Origin of the sequence: Microbacterium sp. Ag1 (genome assembly GCF_001005635.1) — a bacterium.
In the GTDB taxonomy this organism is placed as follows: domain Bacteria; phylum Actinomycetota; class Actinomycetes; order Actinomycetales; family Microbacteriaceae; genus Microbacterium; species Microbacterium oxydans.
This window is the reverse complement of the sequence record NZ_LBCR01000028.1, coordinates 92,609-110,885: the sequence shown is the minus strand read 5'-3', so window position 1 is coordinate 110,885 and position 18,277 is coordinate 92,609. Positions and strand designations below refer to the sequence as shown.

General features: G+C 69.0%; 18 protein-coding genes. 12 read left to right on the top strand and 6 right to left on the bottom strand.

The annotated features are described in order from the left end of the window. Positions 1-2 precede the first annotated feature (2 nt). A complete protein-coding gene (locus AAY78_RS07955; RefSeq protein ID WP_046747794.1) occupies positions 3-1,271 on the top strand; it encodes an isochorismate synthase in 1,269 nt (422 codons plus the stop codon). A gap of 13 nt (positions 1,272-1,284) precedes the next feature. Here AAY78_RS07955 and AAY78_RS07950 read toward each other — a convergent pair whose 3' ends face one another. From AAY78_RS07950 to AAY78_RS07940, 3 genes are read right to left on the bottom strand one after another with little or no spacing between them, the layout of a single operon-like run. Further along, positions 1,285-2,127, bottom strand: a complete 843-nt coding sequence (locus tag AAY78_RS07950; RefSeq protein ID WP_046747793.1) for a polyphosphate kinase 2 family protein — start codon at positions 2,125-2,127, stop codon at positions 1,285-1,287. Between the two features lie 16 nt (positions 2,128-2,143). Beyond that, complete coding sequence (menD, locus tag AAY78_RS07945; RefSeq protein ID WP_046747936.1) at positions 2,144-3,793, bottom strand: 2-succinyl-5-enolpyruvyl-6-hydroxy-3-cyclohexene-1-carboxylic-acid synthase; 1,650 nt, start codon at positions 3,791-3,793, stop codon at positions 2,144-2,146. A 14-nt stretch (positions 3,794-3,807) separates the two neighbouring features. Next, positions 3,808-4,158, bottom strand: a complete 351-nt coding sequence (locus AAY78_RS07940) for a PLD nuclease N-terminal domain-containing protein (protein WP_046747792.1) — start codon at positions 4,156-4,158, stop codon at positions 3,808-3,810. A 75-nt stretch (positions 4,159-4,233) separates the two neighbouring features. Between AAY78_RS07940 and AAY78_RS07935 the strand changes: the two genes are divergently transcribed. From AAY78_RS07935 to AAY78_RS07915, 5 genes are all read left to right on the top strand, one after another. Continuing rightward, a complete protein-coding gene (locus tag AAY78_RS07935) occupies positions 4,234-4,662 on the top strand; it encodes a hypothetical protein (RefSeq protein WP_046747791.1) in 429 nt (142 codons plus the stop codon). 70 nt (positions 4,663-4,732) lie between these two features. Continuing rightward, positions 4,733-5,386 (top strand): DsbA family protein, encoded by a 654-nt coding sequence (locus tag AAY78_RS07930; RefSeq protein WP_046747790.1) that lies wholly within the window; start codon positions 4,733-4,735, stop codon positions 5,384-5,386. Between the two features lie 89 nt (positions 5,387-5,475). Continuing rightward, positions 5,476-6,288 (top strand): tyrosine-protein phosphatase, encoded by an 813-nt coding sequence (locus AAY78_RS07925; protein WP_046747789.1) that lies wholly within the window; start codon positions 5,476-5,478, stop codon positions 6,286-6,288. A gap of 45 nt (positions 6,289-6,333) precedes the next feature. Then, a complete protein-coding gene (locus tag AAY78_RS07920; RefSeq protein ID WP_046747788.1) occupies positions 6,334-8,409 on the top strand; it encodes a bifunctional lysylphosphatidylglycerol flippase/synthetase MprF in 2,076 nt (691 codons plus the stop codon). Between the two features lie 30 nt (positions 8,410-8,439). Next, positions 8,440-9,273, top strand: coding sequence for a nucleotidyltransferase domain-containing protein (locus tag AAY78_RS07915; protein ID WP_052748697.1), 834 nt, complete (start codon positions 8,440-8,442; stop codon positions 9,271-9,273). Between the two features lie 3 nt (positions 9,274-9,276). On the opposite strand, the gene tet(42) is transcribed toward AAY78_RS07915, so the two are convergent. Beyond that, a complete protein-coding gene (gene tet(42), locus AAY78_RS07910; RefSeq protein WP_231589683.1) occupies positions 9,277-10,563 on the bottom strand; it encodes a tetracycline efflux MFS transporter Tet(42) in 1,287 nt (428 codons plus the stop codon). Positions 10,564-10,634: 71 nt separating this feature from the next. Between tet(42) and AAY78_RS07905 the strand changes: the two genes are divergently transcribed. After that, on the top strand, positions 10,635-11,249 hold the full coding sequence (locus AAY78_RS07905; protein WP_046747787.1) for a TetR/AcrR family transcriptional regulator: 615 nt from the start codon (positions 10,635-10,637) through the stop codon (positions 11,247-11,249). Positions 11,250-11,256: 7 nt separating this feature from the next. Here AAY78_RS07905 and AAY78_RS07900 read toward each other — a convergent pair whose 3' ends face one another. Continuing rightward, positions 11,257-12,468, bottom strand: a complete 1,212-nt coding sequence (locus tag AAY78_RS07900) for an FAD-dependent monooxygenase (protein ID WP_046747786.1) — start codon at positions 12,466-12,468, stop codon at positions 11,257-11,259. 69 nt (positions 12,469-12,537) lie between these two features. Between AAY78_RS07900 and AAY78_RS07895 the strand changes: the two genes are divergently transcribed. After that, complete coding sequence (locus AAY78_RS07895) at positions 12,538-13,452, top strand: TetR/AcrR family transcriptional regulator C-terminal domain-containing protein (protein WP_046747785.1); 915 nt, start codon at positions 12,538-12,540, stop codon at positions 13,450-13,452. Here AAY78_RS07895 and arfB read toward each other — a convergent pair. Next, positions 13,418-13,858: an alternative ribosome rescue aminoacyl-tRNA hydrolase ArfB gene (gene arfB / locus AAY78_RS07890; protein WP_046747784.1), complete on the bottom strand. Its 441-nt coding sequence runs from the start codon at positions 13,856-13,858 to the stop codon at positions 13,418-13,420. The two genes, AAY78_RS07895 and arfB, sit on opposite strands and share 35 nt — an antisense overlap. 133 nt (positions 13,859-13,991) lie before the next feature. Here arfB and AAY78_RS07885 point away from each other — a divergent pair, with 133 nt between their 5' ends. The 4 genes from AAY78_RS07885 to AAY78_RS07870 all read left to right on the top strand — a co-directional run bounded on the left by AAY78_RS07885 (position 13,992) and on the right by AAY78_RS07870 (position 18,268). Beyond that, entirely contained in the window at positions 13,992-14,834 is an 843-nt protein-coding gene (locus AAY78_RS07885) for a helix-turn-helix transcriptional regulator (RefSeq protein WP_046747783.1), read from the top strand. A gap of 187 nt (positions 14,835-15,021) precedes the next feature. Next, the gene (locus AAY78_RS07880) at positions 15,022-16,086 is read left to right on the top strand and encodes an ABC transporter substrate-binding protein (RefSeq protein WP_046747782.1); all 1,065 of its coding nucleotides are present in this window, start codon (positions 15,022-15,024) and stop codon (positions 16,084-16,086) included. Between the two features lie 8 nt (positions 16,087-16,094). Beyond that, the gene (locus AAY78_RS07875; protein WP_231589682.1) at positions 16,095-17,168 is read left to right on the top strand and encodes a FecCD family ABC transporter permease; all 1,074 of its coding nucleotides are present in this window, start codon (positions 16,095-16,097) and stop codon (positions 17,166-17,168) included. Further along, positions 17,165-18,268, top strand: coding sequence for a FecCD family ABC transporter permease (locus tag AAY78_RS07870; protein WP_156172630.1), 1,104 nt, complete (start codon positions 17,165-17,167; stop codon positions 18,266-18,268). The genes AAY78_RS07875 and AAY78_RS07870 overlap by 4 nt, the downstream gene beginning before the upstream one ends. The last annotated feature ends 9 nt before the right edge of the window (positions 18,269-18,277 follow it).

The window sequence follows — 18,277 nt, the reverse complement described above, 5'->3', positions numbered from 1 at the left end:
GCGTGCACACCCCCCACCTGGTCGTGGAGACCCGAGAGATCGACGCGGTCGAAGACCTCCTGGCGTACGCCGACCCCGCCCGTCCTCTGGCCTGGTTGCGGCGCGGAGACGGGATCGTCGCCGTCGGCCAGACCCTCAGCGAGATCCGGCCTCCCGCACATGCGGAAGCGTCACGCGTCACGTCGCTCGCGAGCGCCTGGCGGGACATGGCCGCGCATGCCGAGGTGTCCGACCCGATGGAGCTTCCCGGCACCGGGCTCGTCGCCTTCGGGACCATCGCATTCGATGAGGATTCGACAGCCGACAGCGTGCTGGTGATCCCGACGCAGGTGATCGGACGGCACGGCGACCGCTTCTGGCGCACCACGATCCGCTTCGCCGGCGCCGCGCAGGCAGGTGCGCCGGAACATCAGGTCGACCTGGTCACGCAGCCCTATGGACCGCACTGGGCCGGCACGGTGGGTCCGGGGGCCCAGACGCCTCGGGGCTACCAGGACTCGGTGCGCCGCGCCCTCACCCGCATCGCCGACGGCGAGGTGAGCAAGGTCGTGCTCGCACGCGACCTCACCGGCAGCATCCCCGCCGGATCGGACCTGCGGCGTCTGGTGCGCGCCCTGTCGACCGGCTACCCCGACACCTGGGCCTTCGCCGTCGACGGCTTGATCGGCGCGAGCCCGGAGACGCTCGTGACCGTGCACGGGGGCACGGTGACCGCGCGGGTGCTGGCGGGCACGATCGGCCGCGGAGCCGATGCGGATGCCGATACCGCCGCGTCCGCTCATCTCGCGTCGAGCGTGAAGGATCTCGACGAGCACCAGTACGCCGTGCAGAGCGTGCTCGCCTCGCTGCGCGCCCACACCAGGGCTCTGGCGGCGAGCGAGCAGCCCTTCCTGCTGAAGCTCCCCAACCTGTTCCATCTGGCCACCGATGTCGAAGGCGAGCTCGCGTCCGGAGAGACGGCACTCGACCTCGTCCGCGCGCTGCACCCGACTGCGGCTGTGGCCGGCACCCCGACCCCCGCGGCGATCGCGGCGATCCGCGAGCTCGAGCCCTTCGATCGCGGGCGCTACGCGGGCCCCGTCGGCTGGGTGGACGCCGCAGGCAACGGCGAGTGGGCGATCGCGCTCCGCTGCGCCCAGTTCACCGAACGGGCGGGAGAGATCGGCGTGACCGCATACGCGGGCGCCGGTATCGTCGCCGGCTCCGATCCCGAGAGCGAACTGCTCGAGACGCGCGTGAAGTTCCGTCCGCTGGTCGACGCGCTGGCCTGACCGCGGCGCACGCTCAACTGGCGGCGAGGCGCTTCTTCTCGGCCTCGACGTCGAAGTCGGCACTCGGCCACTGCGGATCGATGTCCTCCAGTGCCGCGAGTAGCAGCTCCTGCACCGCGAGTCGCGCGTACCATTTCGCATTCGCCGGGATCACGAACCACGGGGCCGCGTCGGTCGACGTGCGGTCGAAGACGGTCTGATACGCGTCCATGTACTGCGGCCAGAGCATCCGCTCGTCCACATCACCCGGGTTGTACTTCCAGTACTTGTCCGGACGTTCGAGGCGCTCCATCAGCCGCGCCTTCTGCTCTTCGGGCGAGATGTGCAGCATGACCTTCACGATCCGGGTGCCCGATGCCGCGACGCGCGCCTCGAACTCGTTGATGGCGTCGTAGCGGCGCTCGATCTCCGCGGGCGGGGCGAGTTCGCGCACGCGCCCGATCAGCACATCCTCGTAGTGCGAGCGATCGAACACCCCGATGAACCCCGGCTCCGGCAGACGCTTCTCGACACGCCAGAGGAAGTCGTGCGCGCGCTCCTCGGCCGTCGGCGCCTTGAATGCGGCGAGCGCGACGCCCTGCGGATCGACACCGCCGACAACGTGCCGCACGATGCCGCCCTTGCCCGCGGAGTCCATCGCCTGCAGCACCAGGAGAACGGCGTCCTTCGCCACGCCGACGCGGCTCTCGGCGAACAGCCGTTCCTGCAGCACGTTGAGGTCCGCCAGGCCTGCCGCGAGGTCGGAGACCCCGTGCGACTTGCCGTGGTCGTAGCCGGGCTTGGCATCGGGGTCGACATCGGCGAGACGGAATCCCTCGCCGACTCGCAGCTTCTGCGTCCAGGTGTGCGCGTTCATACGCACATCCTGCCAGTCAACGCGCCAGCGGCACCTCGATGATCTGACGGCCGCCGCGCGGCGAGGTCAGCGCCTGATCGAGTGCCGTGCGGGTGGTGACGCGCTGGTACTCCCAGCCGTAGGCGAGGGCGAGGTGTTCGAGGCGGACGGTGTGCGGCGTGTAGAAGGCCCGGTCGAGGTCGCCCGGCCGGGCGGAGGATGCGACCTCGAGGGCATCGAAGATCGTGCCGCCGCCGTCGTTCCCGACGATGACCTGCAGCCGAGGCTCCGTCTCGTCCGGCGGCAGCAGCAGGGCGCCGACATCGTGCAGGAAGGCCAGATCGCCCAGCAGCACACGGGTGATCCCTGGTGCTCCGGCCGCCTGACTGGAGATCGCGACACCTGTCGCGGTGGCTATCGTGCCGTCGATGCCGGCGAGACCGCGGTTGGCGTGGACGGGGACCTTCTTGCCGCCGAGCACCTGATCGGCGACGCGCACCAGGCGCGAGGATCCGAACACCAGGCGATCGTGCGGCCAGGTGGCGCGCCACACGGCATCGACGAGGAGCTCGCGATCGAGCGGGCGGCGGACCGCGTCGAGCTCGGCTTTCACCGCTTCTCTGCGCGCAGCGAAGTCGGCGGATGCCAGCGCCTCCGGGTCGGGGGCGTGCTCGCTCAGGTCCACGACCTCAGCGGCGGACGCGCGCATCCACTCGCCGAGCCAGTCGCGATCGGCGGCCCCCGGGGTGACCGCGACCGCGTCGACTCCGCGCGTGCGGTGGTTGAGGTTCAACTCCTCGCCGCCGTGGCGCACGGCGACGATCTCGACGTCCTGTCGCGCGAGCAGCGCGGCGACCTCGCGGCTGAGAGTGGGATGGCCCAGCACCACGACCCGCTCGATGCGTCCGCCGAGGTCTTCGCGAGCCAGCAGGCGACGGTAGCCGTGCACGACCTGACGTCCGAACCGCGCACCGCTCACGATCTCGGCGATCAGCGGCCACCCACCGGCATGCGCGATCTCTTCGGCATCGGGGCCGGCATCGGCCCCGGCGATCACGACGGTGCGCCGACTGCGGTCGAGCTCGAACGGCTCCTCCTTCAGCCCCGAGGGAACTTCGCCCCGGACGGGTTCGATGGAGGGAAGGTCCCCCGAGAGGGGCTCTCTCGTGGGAAGGTTCAGGTGCACGGGCCCGGCGACGCCACGGAGGCCGCTCTCGACCTCGCGTGCCCCCATCGACGCGGCGACCGCCCGTTCGGCGAGTCCGGCCCAGTCGCCCTCGCCCGGCACCGGAGCATCGAGCGCGTCACGCACCCACGGACGGAAGAGGCCTTCCTGGAGCGTCGCCTGGTTGGCGCCGACGCCGCGCAGCTCCGGGGGGCGGTCGGCGGTGAGCAGGAGCATCGGGACCCCGGAGTGGAACGCCTCCATGACCGCGGGAAGCAGGTTGCCGACGGCCGTCCCCGAGGTGCACACCACCGCTGCGGGCATGCGTGTCTCCTTGGCGATGCCGAGGGCGGTGAACCCCGCGACCCGCTCGTCGATGCGGACGTGCACGCGGAGGTGTCCGTCATCGGCGGCACGCACAGCGGCGAGCGCGAGTGCCTGCGACCGCGAGCCCGGCGACACCACGATGTCGCGCACACCGTGGCCGACGAGCTCGGCGATCAGGGTCGCCGCGGCGTCCATCGCCGGCGACGACGTCACGGGCGCTGGTCCGTGGCAGGAGGCTCGTCGGTCTCGTCGTCCAGGCGTGCCAGCTCCTCCTCGAGGCGGCGGATACGCGCATCCTGCTCGGACTTGCTGATGCTGCGGAGGAAAGCAGGGTCGTCATCCGGTGCGACGACAGGACGGACACCGGGATCGTTCGCCCGACGGCGGCCGATCACGAACCAGAGGATGCCGCCGATCACGGGAAGGAGCACGACGATCGCGATCCAGAGCGGTTTGGACACACCCCGGTGCCGCGTCGCCGGCTGCACTGCACAGTCGACGATGCTGAACACCCAGAACACGGCGGCGAGGAAGCCGCCGACGATCAGTAGTCTCGCCACCCCTCCAGTCTAGGCGTGTCGCGACCGCTCCGGCCCCGGGGAGGACAGAGGCGGCGTTGCTAGACTGCGCGGGAAATGCTGCCCCCATCGCCTGATCCGTCGCCGCGAGCGGGGGCCGAACGGCTGCTGATCGCCCGTGTGATCATCGCCGTCGGCCTCGCGCTCCTGCTCGTCGTCGGCGCCTGGTCGACGTCTCGGGGTTCCGCCGACGTGCACGCGACACTGTGTCTCGCCTCCGGTGTCTCGGAGTCGGCCGCGGCTGCCCCGACCTCAGCCGATGCCGAGAGCGCAGCGACGGTCGATGTGCTGTCCTCCGGCGTGGGCATCTGCCTGCTCGCGGTGCTGGGGTCCGTCGCCTTGATCCTGCTGTTCCGCCGGCTCACGGGCCATTCGACACGGACGCTCGACGTCCACTCTCCGCACGCGGCGACTCCGAGCCGGGCGGGCTCCGGCATCCTCGTCTCCGCTCTCACCCTCACGCAGCTCTCCATCTCCCGCACCTGATCCACGACGAGCGTCCGCGCCGCCCGCCGGCGGCACCTTCCCTCGTCGTACCCGTGTGTCTGGAGACCCCATGAAGAACTCTGTCAAAGCGACCCTGGTCGCCATCGCCGTCGCCATCGTCCTGCTGATCGCCGGGATCGTGTTCGCGATCAGCCAGCAGCAACCCGCCGCACCCTCGGCAGAAGGAGAACCGCAGCAGACCGTCCGCACCGACTCGCATGTGCTCGATGACGGGGGCGACGGCGCCGTGACCGTCGTCGAGTTCCTCGACTTCGAATGCGAGGCGTGCGGTGCGTTCTACCCCGTGGTGGAAGATCTCCGCGAGAAGTACGACGGAGAGATCACCTACGTCGTGCGCTACTTCCCGCTTCCCGGTCACATCAACTCCACGCAGGCCGCGTTGGCCGCCGAGGCGGCCGCTCGGCAGGACCGCTTCGAGGACATGTACCACCGCCTGTTCGAGACCCAGGCACAGTGGGGCGAGCAGCCAGAGGAGACCCCTGAGGTGTTCCGAGGCTTCGCCGAGGAGCTCGGCCTCGACATGGCCGCCTACGACGCCGCGATCGCCGATCCGGCCACCGCGGAGCGGGTGCAGTCCGACAAGACGGACGGTGAGAAGCTCGGGGTCAACAGCACGCCGACCTTCTTCGTCGCCGGGGAGAAAGTCGTGCTGCAGGAGTGGGACGACCTCGAGCAGGCCATCGAGAAGGCCGTGAACGGCTGAGACGACGGGCGGGAACACGCGGTTTCCGTGTCGAAGCCGCGCGTTCCCGCCACACCGATATTCTGGCCGCACACCCAGGAGAGGCCAGAATGACCATCGACATCTCAACCGCTTTGCAGACGACCCACAACGCCCGCGAACTCACGGGACTCCCGACCTCCGACGGCGGGACGCTCACCTCCGGCCTCCTCTTCCGGTCGGACGCGCTGGCTGCATTGACGGATGAGGGGATGCAGGCCCTGACCGATCTGCGTATCGGCACGGTCATCGACCTGCGCACGGACGGCGAGCGCTCCCGTGCCGCCGACCGACTGCCCGACGACGGCAGCGTGACACTGATCGAACTTCCCATGCAGGGCGGGGCGATGGACGAGATGGTCAAGAAGTTCCTCCCCGCGGCCGGGAGCGCTGGTCTCTCCGTGACCCAGGTCACCGAGGTGCTGAAGCAGGTGCCGACGCTGGAGGAGCTCTACACCTCGATCCTGGAGTCCAGTGCCCCGCAGTTCGCCACCATCGCCAGGACGGTGCTCGCCGCCGCGCGCACCGAGCGGCCGGGAGTGCTGTTCCACTGCACTGCGGGTAAGGACCGCACCGGCCTCGCTGCCGCGATCCTGCTGCTCGTCGCGGAGGTTCCCCGTGAGGAGATCGTCGCCGACTACACCCTCACGGAGAAGAACCTCGCGCGCGGATTCGCCGAGGCCCTCACCGCGCTGATCACCTCTCTCGGAGTCCCCCTCACCCCGGCGCTGAAGACCCTCGCCACCGAATCGCCGGCGTCGGCGATCGAGACGGCGATGGAGTGGATCACCGCGAATCACGGAGACGTGTCGGGCTACCTGCGCAGCGGTGGGATGACGGCCGAGGAGATCGCCGACCTCCGACGGGTTCTCCGCGGCGAGTAGGAGCGGCCTCCGCGGCGGAGCCACCTCCCTCGCTACGCTGAGCGCATGACCGAGGAGCACTCCCCCTCTCCGCATCCCGTGATCGCCGTCGTCCGGCGCATCCCCGCGACGCTGACGATGGTGCTGCTGATCCTCGTCGTCGGGGTGGTCTCGCGCGGACTCTGGACACCGTTCGAGGACACCGCGCTCTTCCAGAGCGTCGCCTACGGTCTTCCCAACCTGGCCGACGGCAAGTGGTGGACTCCGCTCACCGGCACGTTCTTCGTCAACGAGCCGTGGGTGTATCTGTTCACCATCGCGGGCTTCTGGGGCATGGCCTACCTGGAGTTCCGTCGCGGGTCGCGCATCGCGCTCGCCTACTACTGGATCGGGCAGCTGTTCGCGATCTTCGCCACCGCGCTGCTGCTGTTCCTGCTGTCGCAGTTCCCCTGGGCCTGGGCGACGGAGCAGGCCCAGGCACTCGACGTGGGGGCATCCGGCGGCACCATGGCCTGCATCGCCGCCGCGGTCGGGCTGTTCCGTCCGCCGTGGCGAGTGCGCGGCTGGCTCATCCTGCTCGGCTTCGTCTTCATCGCGATGCTGTTCTGGGGCAAGGTCGCCGACCTCGAACACCTCCTCGCGGTGCTGCTGATCCTCGTGGTCGACCGGTCGCTGCGGGTGCGGCACACCACGGTCCGCGAGCAGCGGCTGATCGCCGTGGTCGCGATGCTCGTCCTCGGCGCCGTGGAGATCATCACGACGTTCGTGGCGACCGACGGCCCCTTCGGCCAGACCGATCCCGCGTCCGGCGGATTCATCGACCTGGCGATCGATCTCGTCGTGATCCTCGTGTTGGTGAACGGCCTCCGACGCGGGCGCCGCTGGACCTGGGTGCTCGCGCTGTTGCTGGGGATCTTCAACGTCCTCACTGCCACTCTCGTGCTGATCCTGATCACGGTGTACAGCCAGGCTCAGGTCGATTTCCGTTGGGATGGAGACACCGAGCTCGCTCTGGCGAACGGGTTCCTCTGGCTGATCATGCTCGTGTACCTGATCTGGGTACGCCGCGCTTTCCGCGCCAAGCGGCGAGCCAAGCTCGGCACGCAACCCGCCCCCACCGTCGAGGACATGAAGCAGCAGCTGCGCACGCACGGAGGCGGCACGCTCTCGTGGATGACGACCTGGGACGGCAACAGCTACGCCAGGGTCATCGGCGGCATCGTGGCCTACCAGCGGCGCAACGGCGTCGCCCTCGCCCTCGCCGACCCGATCGGACCGGCACAGACGCGCGCCGAGGCCGTGACCGACTTCATCCACGCCGCCGAGCTGGCCGGTCTCGTGCCGTGCTTCTTCAGCGCCGACGAAGCCACGCGCGCCGCCGTGCCCTCGACGTGGCGGAGCATCGTGGTGGCGGACGACACGATCGTCGACCTCCCCGGCCTGGAGTTCACCGGCAAGCGCTGGAACTCCGTCCGCACCTCGCTCAACAAGGCGGGCCGCGAGGAGATGACGTTCCGGATGACGCACCTGAAGGCCGAACCGTGGGGTGTGCAGCAGCAGCTGCGCGCGATCTCGGAGGCCTGGGTGGGAGACAAGGATCTGCCGGAGATGCGTTTCACGCTCGGCACGCTCGACGAGGCGGAAGACCCGGAGGTGCGACTCGCGCTGGCCCTCGCTCCGAACGGCGACGTCGACGGGTTCCTGTCGTGGCTGCCGGTCTACGGCGAAGGCGGCGTCGTGCGCGGCTGGACCCTCGACCTCATGCGGCGTCGCGAGGGCGGCTTCGGGCCGGTGATGGAGTACCTCATCGGATCCTCCGCCCGCCAGTTCGCCGACGAGGGCGCACAGATCATGTCGCTCTCAGGGGCACCGCTCGCCCACGACTATCCACCGGATGCCGGGATGATCGCAGCGCTCAGCGACCGGCTCGCCGAGGCCCTGGAACCGGTGTACGGCTTCGGGTCGCTGCACCGTTTCAAGCAGAAGTTCCACCCGCGGTACGAGACCATGTACCTGCTGTTCCGTGACGAGAGCGACCTCACCCGCATCGGCGGAGCGCTCACCCGGGCCTTCCTCCCGGACGCGACCCTGCGGCAGTTCGCCGGCGCAGGGCTCGAGCTCGTGCGCGGCGGCAAGGACTGACGCCGGCGGGATCCGCACCGGGGAATCCGCATGAGTACGATCGGTGTCGTGCTCGATGAAGACCGCCTCCGCTCTATGGCCGACGGCCTGGGAAAGGTGCCAGGGGTGCGAGCCGTCGCGTTGGGCGGCAGCCGCGCGCGCGGGACGCACCGTCCCGACTCCGACATCGATCTGGGGCTGTATGTGGAGGCGGACGTCGACCTGACCGCCCTCGCGGAGGCGGCGCGCGGATGGACCGGTGAAGACGTCGAGATCGCCGGCCGCGGCGGATGGGGACTCTGGGTCGACAGCGGGGCCTGGCTGATCGTCGACGGCGCACCGGTCGACCTCATCCTCCGCGACGTGACCCGCGTCGAGGACCAGTGCGCCCGCGCCGTCCGTGGCGAGTTCGCCTTCCACTCCCAGCCGGGACATCCGCTCGGCTTCCTCGACGTCGCCTATGCGGGTGAGGTGGCGACCGGCGTGCCGCTCTGCGACCCGGACGGGATCCTCGTCGCGCTGGCTCAAAGCGTGACTCCGTACCCCGACGCCCTCCGCGCGGCGTTCATCGAGAATCTCTGGCAGGTCGACTTCCTGCTGAACGCAGCCACGAAGGGCGCGAAGACGGGCGATGCCGCCTACGTGGCGCTGTGCGGAACCACAGCGGCCATGCTGATCGCCCATGCCTGGCACGCGGCCGCCGGCCAGTGGGTGACGAACGAGAAGGGACTGGTGCCGAACGTGGCACGGCTCCCGATCGACACGGCGGGGTTCAGCGCGGCAGCCGCCGCGGTGCTCGGAAGCATCGGATCCGCGCCGGAAGAGTTGCTGGCGTCGATCGCACGGCTGAGGGGGCTGCCGCGCCCGGCAACCCCCTCGGACTGAACCTCAGCCGGCCGTCTCCACGAGTGCCGCGGGAGCGTCGCCCGTCGTCTCGCCGGCCGGGCGCTTCGCGGTGTTCGCGATGTGCGCGCGGCTGACGACGATCACCGCCACGATCATGAGCGCGACCCCGAGCCAGTACGGGGCCGCGTGGCTGACCAGTGCGTAGAGCGCACCGGCGATGAGCGGGGCCGCCGTGCCCATCGCCGCATTCAACGACTGGGTGGCTCCGCCGAGCCAGCCCTGCTCGTCGTCGCCGACGGCGTTGGACATCGCCCCGTCCATCGCGGCCTGGGACGCCCCCTGGCCGGCGGCCAGCATCAGGGCGCCGACGATGAACACCCACGGCTGCGCGAAGACGGAAGCCACGACGGCGAGGGCCGCGAGACCGATCATCTGCGCGACGATGCCGCTCACGATCACTCCGCGCTCGCCGATGCGCGGAAGCAGGATGCCCAGCAGCACGCCCTGGATGAGGATGTCGATGATGCCGACGGCCGCGGTCAGGAGTCCGATCTGGGTCGGTCCCCACTGGATGGAGTCCAGGGCGAGGACGCTGAAGTTGTTCACGAAGAAGCCGAACGGCAGCGCGAGCAGACCGAAGCCGATCATCAGCCCGCGCAGCTCCTTGCGTCCGAAGGCCTCCTTGAAGACGGCGAAGGGCTGCACATCGCGCAGCTTGATCGTGGCGATCCGGTTGCCCGGCTTCAGGCTCTCCGGGAGGAGGAAGATGCTGAGGATCGCGATCGTGACGGCGACGGCGGCGGTGAGGAACACCGGGAGCTGGATGCTGATCGCGGCGAGCAGTCCTCCGATGGCCGGACCGATCATGGTGCCGATCCCCGAGAGCGCACCGAGGAGGCCGAAGCGCTTGGCCCGCTGCTCCGGCGGGGTGATGTCGGCCAGGTAGGCGAAGAGGGCAGGCAGGTCGCCCGCGGTGAGGCCCTGGATGACGCGAGCGAGCACGAGCACCCAGAGGGCGCCGCCGAATCCGAACAGCGCCATCGAGAAGGCCGCACCGAATGCCGCGACGATGATCACGGGTCGACGTCCGAAGCGGTCTGAGAGACGTCCGAGGAAGGGCGCGACCAGGAAGGCGCACAGCCCGTTGATCGCTTCGAGCACGCCGACCCAGATGGCCAGATCGCTTTCGTGCGAGACGTACTGGAGCACCACGAAGGGCAGCACCGGGAGAACGACGGTCATGCCGATGACGGTCAGCATCGTGAGCACGATGAGCATGATCCACGCGCGGTTCTGATCCCGTCGCATGAGAGAGGTGGGTGAAGTCATACCGAAAGTGTAGTCATACCAGTTTTGGTGTCAAGCCAGTTCTATAGTGGGTTCACGATAGACTCTCGAACATGACCAATCCCGCACCTCTCGGTCGCCGCGAACGGAAGAAGGCCGCGACCCGCAAGGCGATCTCCGACGTCGCGACGGCCATGTTCCTGGAACGCGGCTTCGATGAGGTGAGCATCCGCGAGGTCGCCGATGCCGCAGACGTCTCCCCCACGACCGTGTTCGCGCACTTCCCTCAGAAGGAGGCGCTGGTGTTCGACGAAGACGACGAGCAGCGCGATCGCCTGGTCGCCGCCGTCCGCGAGCGCCCGTCAGGGAGCACCATCAACCGCGCGATCCATGACTTCTATGCCTCAGAGCTCCGCGCGAACGTCGACGAGCACGGAGACGAGATCACTCGCACCTTCATGCGCTTCCTGAACGAGACACCGGCGCTGCGCGACTACGCGGCGAAGATGTGGCTCCGACACGAAGACGCCCTCTCCGACGCGATCGCCGACGAACTGGGACTCGATACACCCACCCCGGAGATCCGGGTCTACTCGCGGTTCATCCTGCAGATGCAGCTGCTCGTGAACGAGAACGACGACCCCTTCGGGACGCTCGAAGCGGGATTCGTGATCCTCGAGAACGGCTGGGCGCCGGTCGAAGCCGGCCTCAGCGGATCCGCCAGCTAGAGAGCCCTCATGCGCTCGCCAGTTCCGCCCAGGCGTAATCGGGGAGCTCGATCGCTTCGGACTTGTTGAGCATGCGCGCGACGAGCTGGCGCATCGGCCAATGGTGCATGAGGCGGGCGGACAGCACCCGCATCCGGAGCATGAAGCGCCCTCTGGGCAGGAAGCCGTCGACCCCTCCCGGCGGGAGCGCGTGCGCGGCAGTGACGTAGGGGCGCATGATCCGCTCATACGAGGCGAATGCCGACGCATGGTCGCCGCGTGCGCGTCCGAGCTCACCCGCCAGCACGTATGCACCCACCAAGGCAAGACTCGTTCCCATTCCGGTGAGAGGCGAGCCGCAGTAGCCGGCATCGCCGACGAGCCCCACCCGCCCTGTGGTCCAGTGCTCCATGTGCACCTGACTGATGGTGTCCAGGTGGAACTCCTCGTCCGCTTCTGCCGCGGCGAGCAGTTCCTCCGAGCGCCATCCCATGCCCGCGAAGACCTCACGGAGGAGACGCTTCTGGCTGGCGACATCACGCCTGTCGATATCCCGCCCGGCGTCGGCGAACGCCAGCATCGCCTTCGCCGATCCGCCGCGCTCGGGTCGAAGAGCGAGCATCCGCCCCGGTTCGCTGTACATGTCGAACCAGGAGTCGAGGGGTCCCGGATCGAGCACCGTGCAGTATCCGAGGTACGCGCCGAGGTGCACGACATAGTCAGGCTCCGGGCCGAAGGCGAGCGCCCGCACGCCGGAGTGGATGCCGTCGGCGCCCACCACGATGTCGAAGGTGCGGATGAGCCCGCTGCGGAACGTGACCTCGACACCCTCCAGCCCGTCGACCATCTCCTCGATGCGGTCGCCGAAGATCATCTCGGTGTGACCGAAGACCAGGTCGTGGAGGATCTCCGTGAGGTCACCTTTCATGATTTCGAGCTCGGTGACGGGGCTGCCGTCTCCGACGAAGAGGTCTGCAGGCATCGTGGCGAGCTCCTGCCCTGCGCTGTCGATGTAGCGCAGCCCTTTCTCATGGACGAGGCGGTCGCGAACCTGCGACATGATGCCCATCCGCTGAGCGACGACCTCACCGAGGCCGCGCAGGTCCACGGCTTGGCCGCCGAGGCGGAGTTCCGGCGCCTGCTCGACGATCGTGGAGCGGATGCCCTGCCGGTGGAGCCAATGCGCGAGGGCGGGTCCTGCGATTCCGGCACCGGAGATGAGTACACTGTATTCGTTCATGAAAGGCACGGTAATACAGCCCGATACGCCGTACAAGTGTTCTAATCGCAAGGGTGGTGTACTAGTACAGTGCGGACGATTTCACAGAGCATTGCGGCGGAGATCGCCGATCGAATCGCTTCCGGCGAGCTGGGCCCTGGCGAACGAGTGCCCTCAGCGCGCCGCATCATGCGGGAGTGGGGCGTCGCGATCGCCACGGCGACCAAGGCGCTCGCGCTCCTGCAGCAGCAGGGACTCATCGTCTCGACGCCAGGCATCGGGAGCATCGTCGCCTCCGTCTCCCCTCCCCCGTCCGCTCGCCTGTCGACATCGACGGTCGTCACCACCGCGATCGCGATGGCGGACGCCGAAGGCATGGAAGCGATCTCCATGAGGCGGATCGCCGCCGAGCTCGGCACCCCGACCATGTCGTTGTACCGGCACGTCGACAGTAAGGACGGCCTCATCCTGCTGATGATCGATGCAGTCCTCGGGGAGGATCCGCTCCCCGAGCCCTCTGCGGACTGGCGCACCGACCTCGAGGTCTCGGCGCGCCTGCAATGGTCGGTCTTCCAGCGGCACCCGTGGCTCGCCGGGGTGATGTCGATCTCGCGACCGCAACTCGTGCCGAATGGATTCCGCTACACAGAGTGGTGCCTGCGAGCGCTCGAGCCGCTCGGCCTCAGCATGGAGACGATGATGCACATCAGCGTCATCGTGTTCAGTCACGTGAAGTCGTTGGCGACCGACATCGCCTTCGAAGCCGAACAGCGACAGGACACGGGGCTCACAGCGGACGAGTACATGACCACGCGGTCGACCGAGGTCACGGCCATGATCTCGCCGGTGGACCTGCCTCTGCTCGCGTCTCTCGTGCAGTCCGACGACTTCGATCTCGACCTCGACGCCCTTTTCGAGTTCGGCCTGCAGCGCCTGCTCGACGGCATCGAGACCTGGATATCGCGCGGTGTCAGTCGTCGCGGGGGCGCCGACGCAGGCTCTTGACATCCGTGCGCCGCTGCTTCGCCTTCAGCCGGCGCTCCTTCGATCCCCGAGTCGGCTTCGTCGCTCGACGCGGCGGAGCGGGCGGACGCAGCGCCTCCTCCACGAGAGCGACGAGTCGATCGCGCGCCGCATCCCTGTTCCGCAGCTGTGCGCGGTGCTCCGAGGCGGCGATCGTCAGCACGCCGTCGACCAGGCGACCACTCAACCGTTCGAGCAGTCGCTCGCGTTGATGCGGTGAGAGCACCGGCGAGCGCGCCGCATCCCAGACCAGCTCCACGCGGGAATCGGCCGTGTTCACGCCCTGACCGCCCGGACCGGACGACCGCGAGAAGCGCCACGACAGCTCGGCCTCGGGGATGGTGAGACCCGACGAGACCCGCAGACCGGGGCGATGGGCGGAGGGCATGCCTCCATCATCGGGCCTCGCGTCGCACTCGCACCGCACCGCACCGCACCGCGCCGCGCCGCGCCCCGTTAGCATGGCGAGGACGGCAGGCCGGATTTCGAGCCCGCGGCGCAGCCCGTCACGCGGAGCACGAATGAACTCATACCGGCAGGATGATTGGGCGGCGAGCCCCTCGTATCCGTCGACCGTGAACGAGCCGTACCTGATGGGCACTGGTGTGGTCACCGCCGAAGACACGGGAACCCGTCCGCTCTCTCCCCCGCACAGCCACGCCGACCCGATGCTCGCCTGGTGCTATCGCGGCACGGTGTGGGTGCACCTGCAGGATGCGCGGTGGCGACTCGCTCCCGGTCAGGGCGTATGGATCCCGGCCCACACCCCACACACCGCTCATCACGAGGCGGACTCGACGGGCTGCTACACCTACATCCCCGACTCCGCGCTGATCACCCCGATCGACGGCATCACCCGGGTGCTCGTGCCGCGCGCCGTGCAGGAGATGCTGCTGCACCTCGGCATCAACGACATGCCCACCGACCTGCGCGTGCGCATCCAGTCCGTCCTGATCGAGATGCTCCAACAGCCGCTGCCGGAGGCCGCGAGCGAGTGGGGCGAGGTGCCGATGCCCGCCGACGAACGCGTGGCAGCTCTCGTGCAGACCGTGCTCGCCGACCCCGGCGACCCCCGCAGTGCGATCGAGCTGTTCCTCGCCCACGGCCTCCACGAGCGCACGGTGCTGCGCATCTTCCAGAACGACGTCGGCATGAGCTTCGGGCGCTGGCGCACCGGAGTGCGGATGACTCTCGGAGCCCGACTGGTCGTGGACGGCACCCCCATCGGCGCCGCCGCGCACCGCTGCGGCTACGCCACGACGAGCGCCTTCTCCGCCGCATTCAAGGACCGCTTCGGCCTGACCCCGCGACAGCACGTGGCACGGGTGCATTCCGACGCCGCCCACCAGCTGTACTGGCGCTGACGGCACGGCATTCCCGGTCGCCCGACGGTCGATCCGACCGGCGTTTGTCGGTTCCGCGATACAAGTCGTCGCTCCCGCAACACTGAGCGCGCCATCCGCGTTCTAGCATCGTTCTGTTAGGGCATGCTTACCTAACTTCTCGCCGCGTCGATGCGGCAACACCCTCCCCCCTTCCCGAAGGAGAACCATGTCGCACGCTTCTGCGCGCCCGAAGATCCGCCGAGGCTCCGCCCTCGTCGCCGCGGCCGTCGCCGCCGCCCTCACGCTGGCCGGGTGCTCGACCGCGCCCGGTGAAGCTGCCGATTCGGCGCCCACCGCAACCGACGGCGTGGTGATCGAGCACGGCCACGGGAAGACCGTGATCCCCGAGAAGCCGCAGCGCATCGTCACCCTCGGCTGGATGACGGCCGACATCGTCGCCGCCCTCGGCACCAACCCCGTGGGCATGGAAGAGGTGTGGGGCGCGGGCGAGAGCGGCTACCAGCCCTGGTTCGAGGACTACGTCACCGAAGAGTACGGCGAGACGCCCGAGATCATCCCCTTCCTCGAAGACGGCCCCAACTACGAGGCCATCAAGGAGCTCAAGCCCGACCTGATCCTGAGCCTGTACTCGGGCATCTCCGACATCGAGTACGAGCGCCTGACCGAGATCGCCCCGACCGTCCCCTACATCGAAGGTCCGTGGAACCCCGGCACGTGGGAGGACATGACCCGCACGGTCGGCAAGGCCCTGTCGGAAGAGGACAAGGCCGACGAGCTGATCGCCGAGACCGAGGAGCAGATCACCACTCTCGCCGGCGAGCACCCCGAGTTCCAGGACAAGACCTTCGTCTGGGGTCTGACCCTGAACGAGGGCGGCACCGACCTCGGCGTCTACCTCGAGTACGACCCGCGCGTGCGCATCACCGAGGCCCTCGGATTCACGTCCACCTCGGCGATGGACAGCTTCCTCAAGACCGCCGAGGGCGACAACTGGTACACCGGCGTCAGCCTCGAGAAGCTCTACGACGTCCAGGCCGACCTGTTCGCCGCGTGGGGCAGCAGCGCCGACGAGGGGAAGTACACCGTCGAGAACAAGGTCGTCTCCCGCTGGAACCCGATCGCGAACGGTTCGTACGTGATCTACGCCGACGCCGCCGAGGCCTCCGCCATCAGCGCTCCCACCGTGCTCTCGCTGAAGTACATCCTGCCGAAGTACGTCGACGACCTCGCCGGCGCGCTGCAGGGCGAGCCGACCATCACCGGCAAGTGACGCACGGGATGTCCCTGACGACGGACGACGTCACGGACGTCTCGAACACGGGTGCGGGGAGTCGCGAAGGCGGCTCCCCGCACCGCAACGGGACGCTCGTTCTGGGACTCGTCATCGCCGCGGGCGTGCTGGCGATCGCCGCCATCGCCTCGCTCGCCGTCGGCGCCCGCGCGATCGACCCCGTCACCGTCCTGCAGTCGCTCTTCACCTACGACGACGAGAACCCGCTGCACCTGATGGTCATGGAGCTGCGCGTGCCCCGCACCCTGCTCGGCATCGTCGTGGGCGCGGCTCTCGCCGTGTGCGGCGGACTGATCCAGGCCTTCACCCGCAACCCGCTCGCCGACCCCGGCATCCTCGGGGTCAACGCCGGTGCGTCGTTCGCCGTCACGTTCGCCGTCGGCGTGCTCGGGTTCACCACCCCCGGCGCCTACGTGCCCTTCGCCCTCGGCGGCGCCTACGTGCTCACCCTACTCGTGTACATCCTCGGTTCCTTCGGCGCCTCGGGCGCGACCCCGATGAAGCTCACCCTCGCCGGGGTGGCCCTGGGCGCCGCCTTCACCGGGTTCACCACCGCCATCGTGCTGCGCGACACCAGCACGCTTCAGGTCATGCGGTTCTGGGGTGTCGGCTCTATCGGTGGACGCACGATCGACCAGCTCACCTGGGCCGTGCTGCTGATCGTCGCCGGGCTGCTGATCGGCCTGTTGTGCGCGCGTTCCCTGAACGCCCTGGCACTCGGGGACGACCTGGCGCAGGCCCTCGGCGCTCGCGTGCGGGTGACCCGCATCCTCGTCATCATCGCGGTGACCCTGCTGGCGGGAACCAGCGTCGCCGCCGCCGGACCCATCGCTTTCGTCGGACTCATGATCCCCCACATCGTGCGCTGGTTCACCGGACCCGATCAACGCTGGGTGCTCGCGTACTCGATGATCATCGGCCCCGCCCTCCTGCTCCTCGCCGACATCCTGGGCCGCATCGTGCTCCCGAACGGGGAGATGCGCGTCGGGATCGTCACCGCCCTCCTCGGAGCCCCGATCCTGATCGTGCTCGTGCGCCGCAAGCGGGTGAGCGGGCTGTGAGCATCGATCAGAAGCCGGTCACCGCGTCGGGCACGCCAGCGCGGCCGACCGACGTCGCGCCCGTGGACCACGGCCGACGCCTGTTCCGGATCGAGACCGCGCGCGTCGCGACCCTCATCCCGGTGCGCTCCGTGGTCGTGTGTCTCATCCTCCTCGTCGTGATCGTCGGAGCCGGCCTCTTCTCCATGACGCTCGGCGCCTACGAGGTCGACTTCGCGGCCGTCATCCGGGCGATCTTCGATCCCTCCTCCGACCCCGACATCCGCCAGGTGGTCGTCGAATGGCGCCTGCCCCGGGTGCTGTTCGCCGTGCTGTGCGGCGCTGCCCTGGCCCTCGCCGGTGGCATCTTCCAGTCCCTCACGCGCAACCCGCTCGGCTCCCCGGACATCATCGGCTTCGGCATCGGGGCCCAGTTCGGTGTGACGCTCGTGATGGTCGTGCTCGAACTGAACACCTACATGTTCAAGGCGGCCGGCGCACTCGTCGGCGGCCTGTTGACTGCACTTCTCGTCTACGTGCTGGCGAACAAGAACACGATGTCGTCGTTCCGGCTCATCATCGTCGGCATCGGCGTCTCGGCAGGACTCGGCTCCCTCACCTCGTGGATCCTGATCTCGGTCAGTGTCGAGAAGGCGATGATGGCGGCGACCTGGGGGGCAGGTTCGATCGCCTCGCTCGGGTTCGACCAGCTGATCCCGGCGACTCTCGTGTTCGCGATCGTCATGCTCCTGTCCCTCCCGCTCGCCCGCACGCTCCCGGTGCTCGAGATGGGCGACGACGCAGCGACCGCCCTCGGCATCAGTCCCGGACGCACCCGCCTCGCGGCGATGGTGTTCGGCGTTGCCCTGGTCGCGCTCGTCACCGCCGCCGCCGGACCCATCTCGTTCATCGCGCTCGCCGCCCCGCAGATCTCGCAGCGCCTCACCCGCTCGAACACCCCGATGGGCACCGTGCCCGTGATGCTGACCGGGGCCGCGCTCGTCGTCGTGTCGGACGCCGTCGCCCAGCTCGTCGCTGTGCCCGTCGGCGTCGTGACGGTCTCGGTCGGCGGCATCTACCTCGCCTGGCTGCTGGCCGCCCAGTACGCGCGCCGCACCTGAAAGGAACAC